The sequence below is a fragment of the Pantoea sp. X-Soil-TKNS-1280 genome, assembly GCF_059730475.1.
Map to the genome: position 1 here is coordinate 144,401 of NZ_AP035963.1, position 18,194 is coordinate 162,594.

Consider the following 18,194-nt stretch of genomic DNA (forward strand, 5'->3'; position numbering starts at 1 on the left):
GATACGGGTAACAACAATGGCAACAAAAAATTAACATGGCAAAGATCGTGCAATGCGTATTAATTATCATGGAGTTATGTTGACGCTGTCACACGCCAATTAAATACGGGGGCTGTCGTTCTTCGCCGCTGGCCGCACTATCAAATGTTTCTTTGAACATAAACCACGCCATGGAAACATCTTCGTCAGCCTGTTCGGGATGCAGCTCACAGGCATAGTCACACATGAGTCCAAAGACCATTTCAGGGTCAGGCATGATCAGGCGCATAACCAGTATTTCGCTGGCAAAAATGAGCTGAAATAAATCGAACGAGCGGAGGCGATTTGCCTCACTAAAATCCATCATATCCAGGAATTGCGTGGTTTCATCCGCCACATAAAATTTTTGTTCAGTGACATTCCAGCCCTGGGCTTCTGTCGCCATCACCTGATGAATTCTATTTTGTAAACGGAATAAAAAACCAGGTCCGGCAAGTTCACACATAAATATCGGTCCGGCCAATCGATGCCTGGCCCATGCTGCGAATTCACGGACAAGTTGCGGTTCGCCATGGACACCCGCCAGCCGAACAGTTGCATTCGTGGCAATGCCAGCAACTGAGTTTGCCAGTAATATATCTGCGTGGTGGTCAGGGGTGAGGGGCAATGGCTGTGCAGTTCCTGTGGTGGGTATCTCGCCCACTCTGGCAGCAACGATTAGACGAACCGGCAACTGATGTTTGGTTGACGACAAGCTGATATCCAGAGGAGAGGTCTCTGGCCTGATTAACATCAAATGCTCAGGTTTATGCATTTGTAGCCAGTAGTTTCGTGTTCCCAGGATGGATTGCTGTAACTGGGCGGCATATTTTTGCAGCGGTTGCCCTTGCCAGGTTGATTCATTTAATGGCAGGAAGTGATCACTGGCACGAAGCTCATCCGGCATGGCTGTTGCCAGTAAGCGGAGTTGCGCGAAGGTCCGTATCCATGCCTGATAGTCGCGAGGCAGCCAGGATTGATCGAGACGATATTGCCACTCGTCCATGAATATTTCCGGCGTCACAAAAGGTTGTTCATCGTAATAACTAAAGAAGTTATTGAGCGCCAGGTAATTCTGCTGCAGCCTTGTCTCTTCTTCATTCGTATCGACCCGTCGTGCACTGCGGGATTTAAACCATTCGATAGCGCTAATAGCGCGGGAAAGTATTTTATTTCCTTGTTCCACCCAACCATAGCTGCTGATTTCCGGATGTCTTTGCAGCACGGCGTGATTTTGCAGGATAAATACCACTCTGGTAAGGGTTTCATTTTGTTTGTGCAGTGCTTCAAGGGTCTGGTTGCATTGTGCGACATCATAAAGATCCGCGCTGCGCCAGGAGAATATATTGCAGGTTTCATGGTCCAGCTCGGCATAGGGACGCTTATTCAATCCATATTTTTGAATTTCTGCATTCAGGCTGGTCCCGCTGCGCTTCAGGGCTTGATCAAGTTCAATCAATCCATCCAGACTGAATGCAAAACTAAACGGGATATCTGCTGTGACATTACTGAGTGAGCGAATATACGTGCGCTGTGCAACCTGCCCATTTGATAACGTGGATTGTATGTATTGTTGTTCCTGATAATTCAGCAATGGCAGGAAATCGGGTAACTCTTTTCTCTGCTCCTGCGTAAGGAAACTTTCCATTGTGGCGGCGAAGAAGGCTTCGGAGGCTGTTCCATCCGCAGCCTGTATCTGGCGTGGCCAGTCCAGCTGTCCGAGAGGAAATATTTGCAGCTGTCCCTGTGCGTCAAGAAAACGGTAACTGACGTTGCGGTAACTGTAATCACTGAAAATAAAAACCAAATCCCCGGTATGAAATTGCAGGGTATAAGGTGTGAGTTTCAATGAGGTGGCGCTTTGCCGGGTTTCCGGTTGCAAATAAGAGACGGGAAATAACGCACCATGCCGGATAAGCTCTGTGGCGCTTTGTGCTGGCATTAGCTGCCAGTTTTCTCGGGTGGTATGCCGTTGCTGCCATACCTGACGTACATGATGTTCAAAAAAGATTTGTGCTGTGAGATGGCCGCTACGGAATGCCTGATATTCATTCTGCAGTTCTGTGCGCAAACTGAGCGACTGCCAGATTCGGCGATGCACGTCATTATCGGTCAGTAAGTATAATCCCCTGCGGTTACCGGCCAGGCTGGCATACAGCGAACGCTCGTTTGCAGTGCCAAAGCCCAGATAACAGACATAACTTATTGGGTCCCACCAGATGCCCATAAACCCCGTGGCTGGCAGGGCGTCAGGAGAATATGTGTCATCTGTTGTCCAGCGGGTTCTTAATGCCTTCGCTATCATTGGCCAGTCGGTAAATTTTCCCATCACCCCGGAAATAGCCTGCTCGACAAAGTCCACCGATGATTGGTTATCCGCTTTTTGCAGGGTTCGATTTTTCCATTTAACGATGTCGGGATGAGCAGCCAGTTGAATAATACGCTCGGACTGTACTTCTTCAGCAATGCTGTGTTTGGCTGCGTAAAAGGGGAAATGTCGTGTCAGCCATTCGCCGGTCTGATGATGTTGCATGGCAAAGTCTGTGGCATTTTTCGCCTGTTCAAGTTGCAGGAATTGCTGACGCAATGAGGATTCCACCAGGTTGGCGAATGTGGTTACCACCGTTTCGTTTGTGGGGTATGTCCGGGATTCTGCTGTCAGTTCGTAAAAGGTGAAGGGGATGTTTTCCTGGTGATCATCACCGAAGCACAGGCGGGTTAACCCTGTCGCATTACGTGAAACAGGCATCTGCCGTACCGGCCCGATGGCAGGTAACGGCAAACCAAAGGGCACTAACAATCCCTCATTTTGGTTGAGGGTGGCAAAACCGATCCCAGCCACGGTGGCATTCTGCCCGGCAGTCAAATACCAGCTAAAGCGCAATTCTCCCCGGTCGCGCGCCTGGCGTAATGGCTGCTCGAGCTTCGGGGGCAGGCTGTGGGTCAGTAATTGGTGCAGGTCTCTGAGGGTGGTGATTGCAACAGCAAGTAAACGCTGATGTGCTTCAGCAGTGGCAGAAGCAAAACTGAATTCAGCCAGTTCAGTTGCTAACTTTTGGCTACCCGTGGCACAGGCAAGGACCTGCGTTTGCCCTTGTGACGCATGGGAGAGCCGTTGGCTCAGGGAATGGAGTGCATCAGCGGCGTAATGATTGCCATACATGCTTAGCAGCGCCAGCTGAGGGACGCGGATCACTGGAATGAAGCCCGCATCATACATGGCAGCGCTGTAGAGTTTCAGTAAATGTCCGTGAGACAGGGTATTTGCCCGAAGCTGATGAGCGATGATGGCACCGATACAGAGTTGTTGTGCCGGCGCATCAGTGACCACCAGTTGTTTCAGGCTGGGATCGATATTGCCTAATGCGCGGGTAAATGCCAGATGATGGCGTACGGTCGCTTTGAAAAAACGCGAGATTGCCAGCAGTATCCGTCCCTGCGTATTTGGCTGAGTCTGCTGAAAATCCTGAACAAAATTCATCGATTGTTGCTTGAGGAATCGTTCATCAGCAATTTGCTCCAGAGTGACCCAGGGTAAATTCATCACCCTTTGTAGCTGATGCAAAACATGGATATAGAGATTTGGGATGTTGGGGGCGATCAGCAGAAAAATATCACTTAACAGTCTGAGCAGGCGGTCGTTGTCGATTAATGTTGCTGCGGGGAGATAGCGCTGCAACACCATAATTTCGGCAGATTGTAGTTCACCCTCTTCATCAATCAGTTTATCCATCATGGAGGCAACGTCATCTGATGTGATCTTTTCAGGTGTCGGGAGCGTCAGCAGATGACCATATAATCTGTCATGGAAGGGCAGCAGCGAAAAAAAGATGAAATTTTGCACGACGTTATTCAGCGTCGCCTGATATAACGCCGTATTGTTCTGGTTAAACCGGGCTAACAAGGAGCCGGTCTGAGCATTAAATGCGTCAATCAGTTCATTGTCATGCGTAATGGGCAGCGGCTCAAAAGGATGCTCACTGTACACCTGGCGTCGGGAGCGCAAATGGGTTTCCGAGATAAAGTCATTCGTCAGGAAGGTAAACCAGCAGCCCTCATTAACCAGATAGTATTGACAAAATAACAAAGGGTGATGAATCAGACAGCATTCTTTGAAAGCATTTTTGACCAGAGCAATAAATACCGAATTCACCTCGTCTGCATCAATAATTTTCCTTTCCCGTGCCATGGTTGTATTGCGCAGAATTTTTTTCCAGTCAGCGATCAGCCTTTTAGTGACGTCAGCAAGAAAAGGTTTCATATCCTGAAATCGCATATCTGGCGATAAATATTCCTGCATGGCTGCCAGCCAGTCAGCCTGAGCATAAGCGCCTGACCATTCTTCGATAGGGTAATCAGCCAGCACTTTGGCACTGTATTCAACACGGGCATATATTTCATAAATAACCTCTATTCTTTTCATAATCCGAAATCGCGCTTGAATAAACTCGGCCAGTGAAGGAGGTTCAGTCCCTGGATGAGCAAGACGATATTCGTCGCAACGTCGTTTAAAGATTTCAATGCTGGCACTGAATAAATTGATGGCTGCAGGGTTTTTTTTAGTAATATCTCTGATGAAATCAATCAGAAAATTTATCACCGCCAGATGAAATTTTTCCTGAGCGGAAGAACGAGTCAGATATAAGGTGAATCGGCCCATTTCGTAGTGTATGTCTTGCTGCGTCCGGGTTTTTTCTGCCTGCGCACTTTCTCCTTCACCCACCAATTTTAATAACGAGTCAGTATCTTTTCTCATCAGGCCATCATCAAGTAAAAACAAATAATTGGCTTCGAATGCCTGAATATTGCTTTTGAATGTCTTATTAATGATATTCATGGATAGGTCGATAAGAAGATTTTGCTCTGCGGTCAGTACAACATTTTCAAGTGGCGTGGTGGTGTTATTGTTCGCATTCTTCTGCAAATGGTTATAAAAAAGGTCTGCATTGATATCTGTTCGGTTCTGATTCAGATTGTAATAACTGTTCAACTCTAAGATTTTGTTAACAAACAATCGTACGGGGAAAGTGAAAGACCGAAAGCAGAACATTGCCATGCGATCATAATCATTTGAAATTCGCCACCCCCCATCCATTGCGGTTTCAATGATATCCTGTGTATCCGGGTTTTTTAATGCAGAAAAAAACATTTCCATATATAACGGCGGGTTTTTGCGATGAATATCGAAAACATTCAGGGTGATGTTTTTAGACTGAGAGTCATCGGTAAAGCAGGTTATATTAACTTTAGCAGGCATGGGCACGGCAAAATTTTCAATGTGATATTTATTTTCCCATTCGGGTGCATTCCAGCGTTGAAAAGGCAGTTCACCCATGTCTGAGTATAATGCCCGTGCATGTTTTTTTAACCGACCGAAAATACCCGGAAGTATGGCCAGCGGTGCCGATCTATCCGGGGATATATTAGACTCAGGAAACATAATTTTACTTGGGGTAGAAGCCAGCTGGAGTAATGTATGGGCAACCTTTTCCTGTGTTTGTCGGAGTAACAGGGTTAAGTCATTTATTTCATTCTCAAGCGCTTTTCTGGCCGGTGCGGAAATAGCCAAAGGGTCTTGCTGGCTGGAATGAGGCAGGGTCAGAGCAAGAGTTATTTTTTCATTCAGGACACGTAACTGATGTTTTTTTTGCATCCTCTGTATATAGAGTGCCCTGACGCTACTGCCTAATGTTTTAAGCGATTTGGTCACCCCTGGGGGAAAGGGCGTATCAAGCGCGCATATGCCAACGCGTAACCAATCGATTGACGCAGAAGTATAGACGGTGTCTTCTCTGTTATAAAAAACATCCTTACCAAGTTCATAGCATTCTTTCAGTGGCAAATACTCAGCAATGATGCCCCATATGCCTTTCCGCTCATCTTTTTCGCTTTCGGTTTCTGTTGCACTGTTTATTTTTTCTTTTTGCAGTTCAAGCAGTTTTTTTCGGCTTTCAACGACCTGATCGATTATCAATGGTATGGCAACATCAGCCTTACCAAGTGTTGTTGTGGTGAAAAATGCAACAATATAATGATCGGGTCTGCTATAGGCGCACCATTTTGCCCGATAGTATTGGTAATATTGCGAAATGAAGTCCCATGCTTTTTCGGGTGGGTCCAGCCATGAGGTCGTTGGCTCAATGATGTCATCACAAGGGTCCCAGAATGGTAGTTCATCCATAAAAACATATTGTTGGTTGAGAAAGTCATCGCCTAAATCGGTGATGTCATAGATACTGTTAACGGCTAAGCGGGTTATCGGCAGTTGCAGGTGAATACGGCTGGCTTCGATATTTAACTGGAAAATTCGGGTTTCTTCGGTCAGACGATGCTTCGCAAAAAAAAGGGCACCTGTCTGACAATGCGGACGCACATTATAGGACATCCGCTGGGCTATTTCCGGGATGAGTTTAAACGCTTTATGCGTCAGCATAAAGCGGATTCGTTGTAAACGGTGGTTATCCAGGTTGATTACTGAAAGTCTGACGTTAGGGTCGTTTATAAAATTCTCATCGTTTTCCGTTATCAGCGAAAATGCTCGTGTAACGACTTGTCGATAAAGCTCAATATGCTCATTCTCTATCTCGGTGGAAAGGTCCTGGTATTCTCTCTGTAACTCCAGACGCTTTGGGTAAGGTTTTAATGTAAAAAGCGTGGTGCCATCATACTTATGATTGCGTAGTGGTCCAGGAATAGAATTGGGCATGCTTTCATAAACCACCTTTATACCATCCGGAAAACTACGTATTGCACAAAGTAAATTTTTGCAGTTTTGCAGATAAGGGTATTCCAGATGCCTGGCAGGGTGGCGATGTATTTTGAAACTGGCCCGATCAAAGTCCATTGGTTGGGTAACATCAACACCCAGATGGCTAAATCGGTAAATGATAATATCATTTAATGCCAGAAATAATTGTCGTTCAAGCGTGACATCTAGCTCATGATATTCCATAGCCTCTTTATTGACGGTTCTGGTATAATTTTCAAATCTGGCACCGTCAGGGGTTTGTGAAAAAACATCCTTATAAAACCTCCCCCTGATCAGAAAGTGAACTAAACGCTCTCCTTTACGCAACGCTCGGGGGAAATCTTCGAATCGCAAAGCTTTGTTGCTTGGATATTCTTCCCCCATACAGACCCAGTAGTTATTGAGTTTTTTAGAGATGATTTTCTCTCCACCGAGACCATTATTTTCAAATTGTAAAAAGTCAGGTGCAGATAGAGTAATAATGTAGTTGGCAAATCGTCGGGTTTTACTTTCATCAATAAGACCTAGAATATTAACAAGAATACGTGAAATATGCAGGCGAAGTTTATCAAGTGCATAAGTAATAGTGTTGTCTTGATTGCCGGAAGCATTTTCTCGCCAGATTCTAATTACCATTCTGCCCACCGAAAAGACCAGTGCGTTCAGATTAAGAATATTATTTCTGCCTACGGGAGTGAGCAATACAGAGAAAATGTCTATTAATATGGAATTGATCTCATCCCGGTCATGCGGGGTGAAGTCGGTGACCCCCATTTTCTTTAACAAATATTCCGCATGTTTGATATTGAGATCACAATGCTCATCAAAAATATATTGGCTGAACTCATCGACCAATCTCAATCCTGTCTGCGCCGAATTTAACAATTCTCGAACGATACTGATAGTATTGAGGCAAGGGATAATTTCAGGTGTAGTCGTATTGGTCAGGCTCAGACTCTGTGGCTGTGAAGCATGAAACACGTCATGTTGTTCGTCGATTATTTCATTCTCAGCTGGGGGAACTTCTTCGCTAAACATTTCATTATCAGCGATCAAATAAGGGAAAATCCGGTACGCCAGATATGAACCGGTCACCAGCGTAGCGGCGGTGGCCGTGATAGCTGCGGCACTGCCCGAGCCACGAGCTGTCAGCACCGCAGCGGCAGATGCACCGAGCAACGGTGCGTCGGGTGTTACAGCACTGGCTGGTGAACGCTGATGAGAGGCAGAATAGTTATTTTTATGCTGCCTGCCTTGCTGCCGTCGATGATACGCCATTATTGCTTCGCGCCGTAAACGTTGTGTGTATTCATGAGGGTTGACATCCGGGAAGAAGAACTTAATTGGGTTAAATGTATCAACATATTTGATCGCCCCAGCCAGGCCTGGTGAGAACAGGGATATGCCGGATATCACTAATGCTTTAATTCCTTCATTAATAACCGGAAGTGTAATGAATTGCGGAGCAATAAATGAGGAGAAAAAATTCAACAGTACGGTATCGCGTGATGTGGCAGGGGGTAATATATTTTCGGGTGGTTTACGCAGTGCGCCACCATCCTCCAGAATCTGAACCAGTTTTTTAAAAATACGATGGTTTATTTCCGGAATATCGCGGCTGATGCCTGTCAGATCGATAAAATCCTTAACGGCCTGTTTATTCGTGGAGGCTTTATTCTTGTCTGGTCGATATAATCTGACAAGCAGTTGCTTCATTTTATCTGACTTCATGATTTTTATCGCGATAAAGAGATCGATATAAAATTTATAAGGGTAAGAATTATTCTCAAAGTATTCACGTGTTTTTTCTAACAGAGGTTCTGTGGCAGGTAAACATTGATAAATCATGCGGGAAATGGGCAGGGTGGGGGTGTTGGTAATGGTTCTTATCGTACCTATTGTCCGGTTATAACCGGCAAGCATCGCAGTGAATACTGCACCCCTGCATCCAGGGGAAATGTTGATTACAGGTTGCATAGGCAAATTTCCTTATTTGCTTGAAGGGATATCGCAACCTAAACTTTAGTACAGATTTTTTAAGGGTGACAATTTAAAAGAGTAATAAAATGGGGCGTTACCCGCCCCGGATAGATGACTTATTCACTTGCCAGTGCGGCAACCGGGTCCATGCGTGCGGCTTTCCGTGCGGGCAGGTAACCAAAGATCATCCCGATCACGGTTGAACAGATAAATGCTGCGGCGGCGGACTCCCAGGAGTAGATGGCCGTCAGTAAACCGCCAGCCAACAGGCTCACCAGCGGGCCAATCGCCAGTGAAAGTCCTACCCCTAAAACTCCACCTACCAGACATACCAGCACAGCCTCAATCATAAATTGCTGCATGATGTCGCTACGGCGGGCGCCGACTGCCATCCGCACGCCAATTTCATGGGTACGCTCGGTCACCGACACCAGCATGATATTCATCACGCCAATGCTGCCAATGGTCAGCGCGATAGCCGCAACCATCAGAATCAGCAGTGTCAGCGTGGCAGCGGCATTTTCGATAGCCTGACGATACTTATCGCGATTAAACACCAGGAAATCTTTCCCCCGGTGGCGGTCAGTCAGTATCTCACTCAACGCAGCGACCGCCGGACCACTGGCGATATCATCTTTCAGTTTGATACTAAAGCTGGTCAGTGATGTCTGGCCGGTGATGCGATACATCATGGTGCTCCATGGCAGCCACACATTAAGGCGATTAGGATTGGCACCGTCATTCAACCTGGCGACACCAACCACCCGCACCGGAACGGAACCGAGAATGATCATTTTGCCGGTCACGCTGCCCGGCTGATCACCAAACAGTTTGTTCCGGGTATTTTCATCAATGATGATTTCCTGAGTAGCGTGGAGTTCATCTGAAAAATTCGTCCCTTCCGTGAGTTTAATACCCTGAATGCGGAAATAATCCTTACCTACGCCGTAAACCGTGGTTTTGGCGGCATTCGACAGGTAACGAATAGGCTGGGTGGACATCATTTCCGGGCTGACGGCTGCAACAAATTGTTGTCGGGCAATGGCCTGAACATCTGACATCACCAGCGTTAACGTGGGATGGGTTTCATCCTCAACGAAATCCCCCCCGGCATAAATGGTCACCACATTGGTGCCCAGCCCCTGAATACTCTCCAGCGTGCTTTGCCGCGCGCCTTGCCCCAGCGCGACAACCGTCACTACGGCTGCGATACCAAAAATGATGCCTGTCATGGTCAGCGTGGTGCGCAGACGATGGGCATTCATCGCATGCAGTGCCATACGTAATGATTCGCGTAATCGATCGCCGATCCCGCGCCATTTGCTCTGGCTTTTCGCCGCAGTGGGCTGATAACGGGAATGTACAGTTTCTGCGGAGCGGCCACTGTCAGCGACAATCGAGCCGTCCTGGATTTCGATGATGCGATCCGCGTGCTGAGCAACGTTCATATCGTGCGTCACGATGATCACCGTATGCCCATCGCGATTCAGATCGCTCAGGATGCGCAACACTTCCTCGCCGGAATGAGAATCCAGCGCGCCGGTGGGTTCATCTGCCAGGATAATTTCCGCACCATTAATTAATGCACGGGCGATGCTGACGCGTTGTTGCTGTCCGCCGGACAGTTCCCCCGGCTTATGGTGCGCACGGCCATGTAACCCGAGGCGTTCCAGCAATTGAGCGGCGTGTGCACGACGGGAATTCCCGGCAACATTAGCGTAAATGGCCGGAATCTCTACGTTACTCAGGGCATTCAGATCCGGCATCAGATGATAACGCTGGAAAATAAATCCGATATGTTCGCGCCGGACTTTTGCCAGCGCATCGGCAGACAGACTGGCGATGTTCTGCCCGCTAAGGTGATACTCTCCGCTATCGGCGGCATCCAGACAGCCGAGGATATTCAGCAGCGTTGATTTGCCCGAGCCGGACGGGCCGATAATCGCTACCATTTCCCCTTCGGTAATGCTCAGGTTGATATCTTTCAGTACATTCAGAGATTGCGAGCCAAAGGCGTAAGTGCGGGTAATATTTTTCAGCTCGATGATATTCACATCACCACCTTCTCTGCGCCAGCAGCCTGGGTGGCAAGAATGACTTTTTCACCGACCTGAAGCCCGCTCAGTACCTGAATATCCACGTTGTCAGAAATGCCGGTAGTGATATAACGCTTAACTGGCTGCTGATTTTCATCTGCGACTTCAACATAACTTTTGCCGTCAGCGTCTTTTTTCCGCGCCTGAACCGGAATCAGTAGCGCGTTATTGGCGGAGTCGCGCAGCAGATTGACCTGAGCGGTCATGGCAATACGCAGGGAATTATCGGGGTTAGGTACATCAAGCAGCGCATTGTAATACACTGCGGCATTGGCGTTGCTGCTGGCATTACTGTCGCTGTTATTAAGCAGCGCATCATCTTTCATCACCGTATCGGGTGCTAGCTCAATGCTGCGTAATGTGGCGTTATAACGCTTATCCGGGTCGGAGAACGTGGTGAACCAGGCCTGCTGGCCGGGTTTAATGTTGTTGATATCCGCCTCAGATATTTGCACTTTGATGGTCATGGTGGCCAGCTGTGCCAGTTTGGCGATGGTTGGGGCGCTTTGCGCTGCGTTCACCGTCTGCCCTTGTTTGGTAATGATCGCGATAACGGTGCCATCCATCGGGGCCATGATGCGGGTGTAACTCAGGTCGAGCTGTTTTTTATCCACCTCAATCTGCGCCTGAATCACGCGTGCCTGCTGGGCAGTTTGCTCAGCGCGCGCGATACGCCAGGCTTCAGCGCCGGTATCAAAATCCTGACGGGACACTAAATTCATCTTCAGCATCTGTTGCAGGCGTTTGAACTGCGCTTCCTGACGTACCAGGGTGGCTTGTTTGGTTTCTAGATCCGCTTTGGCGACACTGAGCGCTGCTTCGGCATTGCGCAGACCACTGCGTTGCGGCTGGTCATCGATTTCGGCGATCAATTCACCTTTATGCACGTTATCACCGGTGCGGATATACAATTTCTTCAGCTGACCGGAAACCTGAGCACCCACGTTAACGCGTTCGATGGCATCCATTTTACCGGTCGCAGCGATGACGTTTTCGATGTTGCCCTGACGAACGGTGGTGGTGATGATGTTGTCAGGTTTGTTGCGGGAGGCATTGAATTTATAAACACCGAGAATGATAAGCAGAATAGCAAACGCCGGAAAAAACCATTTTTTCGTTGAAGTTGGCATGAGAGTCCCTTTTTTTGCCAGAGGATAATAATCACCTGCCGTTACGGCAAGTGAAAACTGGTTTTCAGCGCTCAGATTAGGCCGTATAACCGGCAAGCAAAATGAATGAGTTGTGAGAAATCGCAGGATTTGTTCTGACAACTGTGAAAAGCAATGTGTTTAAGCATATTTTAATTTTCGCCCGCTATCATGAGATGCGTCTTACCCTCCGCTACCACCGATACAAAGGAAACCAATGAAAGCTGTCATTTTTGCCTACCACGATATGGGGTGTGCTGGCCTGGAAGCGCTGGAAAACGCTGGTTTTGAAATCTGCGCCGTGTTCACGCATGCTGATGCACCGGGCGAAAATCACTTCCATGGCTCGGTAGCCCGGATGGCGCAGGCTCGTAATATTCCGCTGTATATGCCGGATGATGTCAATCAGCCGCAATGGCTGACGCTGTTGCAGACGCTGGCCCCCGACATGTTGTTCAGTCTGTCATTTCGGCAGATACTCAGCCGCGAAATTCTGGCGATCCCCCGTCGCGGGGCATTTGGCGTGCAGGCTTCTCTGCTGCCTGCTCATCGTGGCAGGGCGCATCTGAATTGGGTCTTAATCAAGGGCGATGCGGAGACCGGCGTCACGCTGTTTCGTATGATCGCTCGTCCTGATTGTGGCCCGATTCTGGCACAGGAAAAGGTCAGAATATTGCCTGAGGACGATGCCCATAGTCTGCATAACAAACTGGTCAGTACCAGCGGGAAGATGCTGGCCCTCTGGTTACCTGCGCTCTGCGCCGGTCAGTTTGCAGAGCGGGAGCAGGATGAGTCTCAGGCCAGTCGTTTCGGACGCCGTACGCCGGAGGATGGCGAGATTAGCTGGCATGCCGCCGCGCCGGATATACACAATCTGGTACGCGGACTCGCCAGCCCATGGCCAGGCGCTTCTGGTGTGGCAAATGGGCAGCGTTTTGTTGTCTGGCAAAGTCATGTCAGTGCGGATAAATCACCTGACCAACCCGGTACCGTATTAAGCCTTGATCCGCTGGTGATTGCCTGCGGTGAAGGGCAGCTTGAAGTGGTGGCTGGACAAGTCCAGGAGGGCGTGCGGATGAATGGCGCTGAACTGGCGCGCAAGTTAGGATTGCGTGTGGGTGACACGGTAAGTGATAAGAATACACCGCAAAATACGTAAATAAAAATTATCATATAGCAACTTAAGGATCACCTAATGTAACGGTGAGAAACTGGTCTCTTCATCATTAGAGGAGGCCAGTCAAGAATGCCCTTTTCTTTATTTCAGCGGATCGTAAGGAATCCGTTATTATTTGTTCTGTCCCCGTTAATATTAATTCAATTTTCGATTTTTCCTACCCGAATTTTCTCTCAGTGGGTAATGAGAATATTATTCACACCCTGGATTAAAGCTATTTTAATTAAAGCCAGAGAAGCGAGGGGTTGACCATGTTCTGGCCTTTGTTACGCCCCCGCAAAAACAGCACCCTGCGCTGGCGGTTATTGTTGGTGATTGGCTTAATTCTGATTGTTTGTCAGACCATCAGTGTGTGGGGGGTATGGCATGAGAGCAAAGAACAGATCGCGCTGCTGGTGAATGCCGCACTGGATAATCACAATCCACACCAGCATATGGAAAAAGAAATCCATGAAGCCATCATCAGCCTGGCGCTTCCCAGCATTGTCATGATTCTGGTGGCGTTATTTCTCTGTTTTCAGGCGATAACCAGCCTGACCCGCCCTTTATCAGAACTGCAAAAATGCCTTGAGGATCGCGGCGAGGAGCAGCTGACCTCGGTGGACTATCACAGCTCTTTGCAGGAGATTGATGCGGTGACTCATGCCATCAATCGCCTGGTATCCCGTCTGAGCGCCAGCCTTGAAAGGGAGCGCATGTTTACCGCGGACGTTGCCCATGAACTCCGCACGCCGCTGGCTGGTCTCAGACTCCATCTGGAACTACTGGAAAGAACACATCAATGCGATGTTAAGCCTCTGATGCAGCGCCTCGACCAAATGACCAGCAGCGTGACCCAACTGCTACAGCTGGCGCGCGCTGGGCAATCTTTTTCATCGGGTAGCTACCAGAATGTCAGGCTGGTGCGGGATGTCGTCGAGCCAATGAAACATGAATTTGAAACCATGTTAGCGCTGCATCAGCAGGTCTTAATTCTCAATATGCCGCATGAGGTCGTGGTTCGCGGTGATGTGACTTTACTGAAGGTGATGCTGCGGAATCTGGTGGAGAATGCCCATCGCTACAGTCCACACGATACCTGCATCACTATTCGGATCAGCAAGCAGCCATCTCCGGTGCTAATGGTAGAAGATGAGGGGGTGGGGATTGATGAAAGTAAAATTGGCGAACTGAGTCGGGCGTTTGTCCGGATGGACCGTCGTTTTGGTGGCATTGGCTTAGGGCTGAGTATCGTCACCCGTATTGTTCAGCTGCATAAAGGGCAATTTTTACTGGAGAATCGGGGCAGTGTGCCAGGCTGCCGGGCCAGAGTGACCTTTACCGGCCAGTAATCCCCGCAGGATTACAGTGAAAACCAGATGATCAAAAAACTAATAACGCTAACAGCGCTGAGGATAACAGCAGCATATTCGCTGGCTGGACGGGAGAACATGGATTGCATAGGGAACCTCATTATCAGACCCGACAATTTTTACCACCAAAGATTAAGTTAACCTTAAGCCAGGCTTGCGCTCACAGAACGGACATGAAAATTCGCCGTTTAATGTTCAGTTAAGAATCAGGCGTTATGCTCACAATCTCTATAAATTAATGGCTGCAAAACTTTCTTCGTCCCGAAGTTAATTAAACGGGGAAATAAATTCTTAAATTTCTCTGTGCCGGGGTTTCATATATAGCACTTTATGCTAAATTGTTATTGCTGGATACTTTAATGAAATTACTGCATAGCAGGCCTGGCAACATGTGCTGGCCGGAAAATTCGGTGTGGTGTGAAAAACTCACAGGGAATCGCGTATGACCGCAACAACAAAAACGCTGCTACTGCTGGCGTTACTGATCCTCTATTATTTGGTGCCACTTGAATTTCGCCATCTCTGGCAGCCGGATGAAACGCGCTATGCGGAGATTAGCCGGGAAATGCTGCAAAACGGCAACTGGATCACGCCACACTTCTTTGACTTACGTTATTTCGAAAAACCGATCGCCGGCTACTGGTTCAACAACATTGGCCAGTGGTTATTTGGGCATAACAATTTCGCCGTGCGCATTGGTGCTGTCTTTTCCACGCTGGTTAGCGCGGTGCTGGTTTTCTGGCTCGCCCGCCGTCTTTATGCTGACCGGGCGATCGCTCTTACTGCCAGCGTTATCTTTCTCACCTCATTGCTAGTCTATGGCGTGGGCACCTATGCCGTGCTCGACCCGATCCTGTCGTTATGGCTAGTCGCCGCGATGTGCAGCTACTGGTATGCCGTCGGCGCGGATACTCTGCGCCAGCGGCTGGTGGGCTATATCCTGTTTGGTCTGGCCTGTGGTATGGGATTTATGACCAAAGGGTTTTTGGCGCTGGCTGTACCGGTACTGGTGATTGTTCCCTGGGCCATCTGCAACCAGCGCTTCCGCGAGTTACTGACCTTTGGTCCGCTTACGGTACTGTGCGCCGCACTGCTTAGTGCACCCTGGGCGCTGGCAATTAATCAGCAACAACCGGATTTCTGGCACTACTTTTTCTGGATAGAGCATATTCAGCGCTTTGCCGACTCCGATGCCCAGCACAAAGCGCCATTCTGGTATTACATACCGATCTTAATCGCCGGTTCCCTGCCGTGGCTGGCGTTGCTGCCTGGCGCATTGCGTCAGGGCTGGACGGAGCGCAAAAGCGCCCCCGGTGGGTTTTATTTACTGTGCTGGATCCTCATCCCTCTGGTGTTCTTCAGTATTGCCAAAGGTAAATTGCTGACTTACATCCTGCCATGCTTTGCGCCGCTGGCAATTTTGATGGCCTGCTATGGGCATCGGCTGGCGGGCAAGGCGAGTCGCATTCTTCGGGTGAATGCCTGGATTAATATCCTGTTTGGCGCACTGAGCCTGTTCGCCTTACTGGTGGTGTTTGCGCCCTGGGGCATCAGCCATCGCCCGCTGTATCAGCAGCATGAAGTGGGCGCATTAATCATGGCGGCTGTGACTTTTGCCGGATGGGGACTGGCTGGCTTTGTTAGCCTCAGGGCGAAAGGTCAAAGGTGGCAGCTTGCGGCGCTTTGCCCGCTGGCACTGGCACTCTGTGTCGGTAATGCGATCCCGGAAAGCGTACAGAACACCAAACAACCCCAGGTCTTTGTGGCAAGCGTTGCGGATAAACTGGCGGAAAGTCGCTTTATCCTGAGTGACGACCCTGGCATCGCATCGACCATTGCCTGGACACTGCAACGTAGCGATATGTATTTCTATGATAAACAGGGTGAAGTCCGCTATGGCCTGAGCTATCCCGATTCTCAGTCGCGTTTCGTCAGCAAAGCTGACTTTCCTCAATGGCTGGCGACGCACCGTAAGCAAGGAACGGTTTCAGTGGTGCTGATGCTGGGTCGTGGCGAGACAACACCAACCGACATTCCCCCTCCCGATCTGGTGTATCGCCAGGATCGCATGCTTTTACTGCAATACGGCCCTGAACCCTAAGATCAGAGGCTTCACAATTCTGCTAACATGCGCAGGGCCGCAATGCGGCCCGTTAACGCAATCGCTCATTTTTGTGGATAAATAATTATGGCCGCCGATTTTCCTTTGCTGGATGTGCAAGGGGTGACGTTCTCACTGGAGGACCGCGAGTTATTGGCTCCGGTCTCATTAACACTTAACCCTGGTGATTTTGTTTTGCTCTCCGGTCCGTCAGGCAGTGGCAAAAGCACGTTGCTAAAGATTATGGCCTCACTGTTGGATCCCAGCGCGGGACGCATCTTTTTTCGCCACCAGGACATAGCAACACTCAAGCCGGAAGAGTATCGGCAGCGGGTTTCCTACTGCTTTCAAACCCCGGTGCTGTTTGGCAACACGGTATTCGATAACCTGGCTCTGCCGTGGCAAATCCGGCAGCAGAAACCCACGCGCAGCAAGCTGGAGGCCGATTTAACCAAAGTGAATTTGCCTGCTGACATGCTGGATAAAAAAATTGACCAGCTTTCCGGTGGTGAAAAACAGCGCGTCGGCTTATTACGCAATTTGCAGTTTCTGCCGGACATCTTGCTGCTGGATGAAGTGACCAGCGCACTGGATGAAGATAACAAGGGCCTGATTAATAACCTGATCAAAGGGATCGTCAGCGACAAGGGTATGGCTGTGGTGTGGATCAGCCATGACCCGGCGGAAATTCGTCAGGCGCAGCGGGTATTGCACCTGGAAACCCCGGAGAGGAAAAACCATGAGCCAGCATAATATCACTAATACCTCGCTGGTCCTGGCACTGGTGCTGGTGATGATCGCGCTGCTGATTAGCCAGAAAGAAAAACTGGGGCTGGGTAAAGACATCATCTGGAGCGTGTGTCGGGCCATTGTGCAGTTGGTCATTGTCGGCTATGTGCTGAAGTCGATTTTCGACATCAATAATGACTGGCTTACGGTGTTGATGGTGTTGTTTATCTGTGTCAATGCCGCGCTGAACGCCCGTAAACGTAGCCGCAATATTGATCATGCTTTCCTGATTTCGTTTATCGCCATTACCAGCGGCACTACGTTGACGTTGGTGATTCTGGTGCTGAGTGGCGCGATCGAATTTATGCCGATGCAGGTGATCCCGATTTCCGGGATGATTGCCGGAAATGCCATGGTGGCGGTAGGGTTGTGTTACAGCAATCTCAACCAGCGCTTCGCGGATAACCGCCAGAAAATTCAGGAAATGCTCAGTCTGGGGGCGTCCATCAAGCTGGCATCAGGCACGCTGATTCGGGACAGTATTCGCGCCGCGATGATCCCAACCATAGATGCGGCGAAAACCGTAGGGCTGGTGAGCCTGCCGGGCATGATGTCGGGGCTAATCTTTGCCGGAATTGACCCGGTTAAAGCCATCAAATATCAAATCATGGTGACCTTTATGTTGATTGGCACGGCCAGCCTGTCCACTATTATTGCGGTCTACCTGGCGTATCGACGTTTTTATAATGAGCGATCACAGCTGAGATTTTGATCATCTGATCTTCTCTTCCAGCGTTGACGAAACTTAATAGCGGACGCCGCTGTCTGTTACTCATCATTGTTTT

General features: G+C 49.0%; 8 protein-coding genes. 5 read left to right on the top strand and 3 right to left on the bottom strand.

The annotated features are described in order from the left end of the window. Positions 1 to 88: 88 nt before the first annotated feature. The 3 genes from AC6I8X_RS20740 to AC6I8X_RS20750 all read right to left on the bottom strand — a co-directional run bounded on the left by AC6I8X_RS20740 (position 89) and on the right by AC6I8X_RS20750 (position 11,972). The gene (locus tag AC6I8X_RS20740; protein ID WP_497841327.1) at positions 89 to 8,743 is read right to left on the bottom strand and encodes a hypothetical protein; all 8,655 of its coding nucleotides are present in this window, start codon (positions 8,741 to 8,743) and stop codon (positions 89 to 91) included. A 119-nt stretch (positions 8,744 to 8,862) separates the two neighbouring features. Then, on the bottom strand, positions 8,863 to 10,800 hold the full coding sequence (locus tag AC6I8X_RS20745) for a MacB family efflux pump subunit (RefSeq protein WP_497841328.1): 1,938 nt from the start codon (positions 10,798 to 10,800) through the stop codon (positions 8,863 to 8,865). Beyond that, positions 10,797 to 11,972 (bottom strand): efflux RND transporter periplasmic adaptor subunit, encoded by a 1,176-nt coding sequence (locus AC6I8X_RS20750; RefSeq protein ID WP_313688105.1) that lies wholly within the window; start codon positions 11,970 to 11,972, stop codon positions 10,797 to 10,799. Before AC6I8X_RS20750 ends, AC6I8X_RS20745 begins: the two co-directional genes overlap by 4 nt. Positions 11,973 to 12,207: 235 nt before the next feature. Here AC6I8X_RS20750 and AC6I8X_RS20755 point away from each other — a divergent pair, with 235 nt between their 5' ends. From AC6I8X_RS20755 to fetB, 5 genes are all read left to right on the top strand, one after another. Beyond that, the gene (locus AC6I8X_RS20755; protein ID WP_497841329.1) at positions 12,208 to 13,149 is read left to right on the top strand and encodes a formyltransferase family protein; all 942 of its coding nucleotides are present in this window, start codon (positions 12,208 to 12,210) and stop codon (positions 13,147 to 13,149) included. A gap of 269 nt (positions 13,150 to 13,418) precedes the next feature. Beyond that, positions 13,419 to 14,498, top strand: a complete 1,080-nt coding sequence (gene pmrB / locus AC6I8X_RS20760; protein ID WP_497841330.1) for a two-component system sensor histidine kinase PmrB — start codon at positions 13,419 to 13,421, stop codon at positions 14,496 to 14,498. A gap of 463 nt (positions 14,499 to 14,961) precedes the next feature. Beyond that, the gene (gene arnT / locus AC6I8X_RS20765; protein WP_313689894.1) at positions 14,962 to 16,620 is read left to right on the top strand and encodes a lipid IV(A) 4-amino-4-deoxy-L-arabinosyltransferase; all 1,659 of its coding nucleotides are present in this window, start codon (positions 14,962 to 14,964) and stop codon (positions 16,618 to 16,620) included. 87 nt (positions 16,621 to 16,707) lie between these two features. Continuing rightward, on the top strand, positions 16,708 to 17,373 hold the full coding sequence (gene fetA / locus AC6I8X_RS20770) for an iron efflux ABC transporter ATP-binding subunit FetA (protein WP_299450208.1): 666 nt from the start codon (positions 16,708 to 16,710) through the stop codon (positions 17,371 to 17,373). Next, complete coding sequence (gene fetB, locus AC6I8X_RS20775; RefSeq protein ID WP_084881055.1) at positions 17,360 to 18,121, top strand: iron efflux ABC transporter permease subunit FetB; 762 nt, start codon at positions 17,360 to 17,362, stop codon at positions 18,119 to 18,121. The genes fetA and fetB overlap by 14 nt, the downstream gene beginning before the upstream one ends. Positions 18,122 to 18,194: the final 73 nt, after the last annotated feature.

Bases quoted from the DNA above. Each gene is read 5' to 3' on its own strand.
- AC6I8X_RS20740 (WP_497841327.1), bottom strand. From the start codon at position 8,743: ATGCAACCTGTAATCAACATTTCCCCTGGATGCAGGGGTGCAGTATTC.
- AC6I8X_RS20750 (WP_313688105.1), bottom strand. From the start codon at position 11,972: ATGCCAACTTCAACGAAAAAATGGTTTTTTCCGGCGTTTGCTATTCTG.
- AC6I8X_RS20755 (WP_497841329.1), top strand. From the start codon at position 12,208: ATGAAAGCTGTCATTTTTGCCTACCACGATATGGGGTGTGCTGGCCTG.
- pmrB (WP_497841330.1), top strand. From the start codon at position 13,419: ATGTTCTGGCCTTTGTTACGCCCCCGCAAAAACAGCACCCTGCGCTGG.
- arnT (WP_313689894.1), top strand. From the start codon at position 14,962: ATGACCGCAACAACAAAAACGCTGCTACTGCTGGCGTTACTGATCCTC.
- fetA (WP_299450208.1), top strand. From the start codon at position 16,708: ATGGCCGCCGATTTTCCTTTGCTGGATGTGCAAGGGGTGACGTTCTCA.
- fetB (WP_084881055.1), top strand. From the start codon at position 17,360: ATGAGCCAGCATAATATCACTAATACCTCGCTGGTCCTGGCACTGGTG.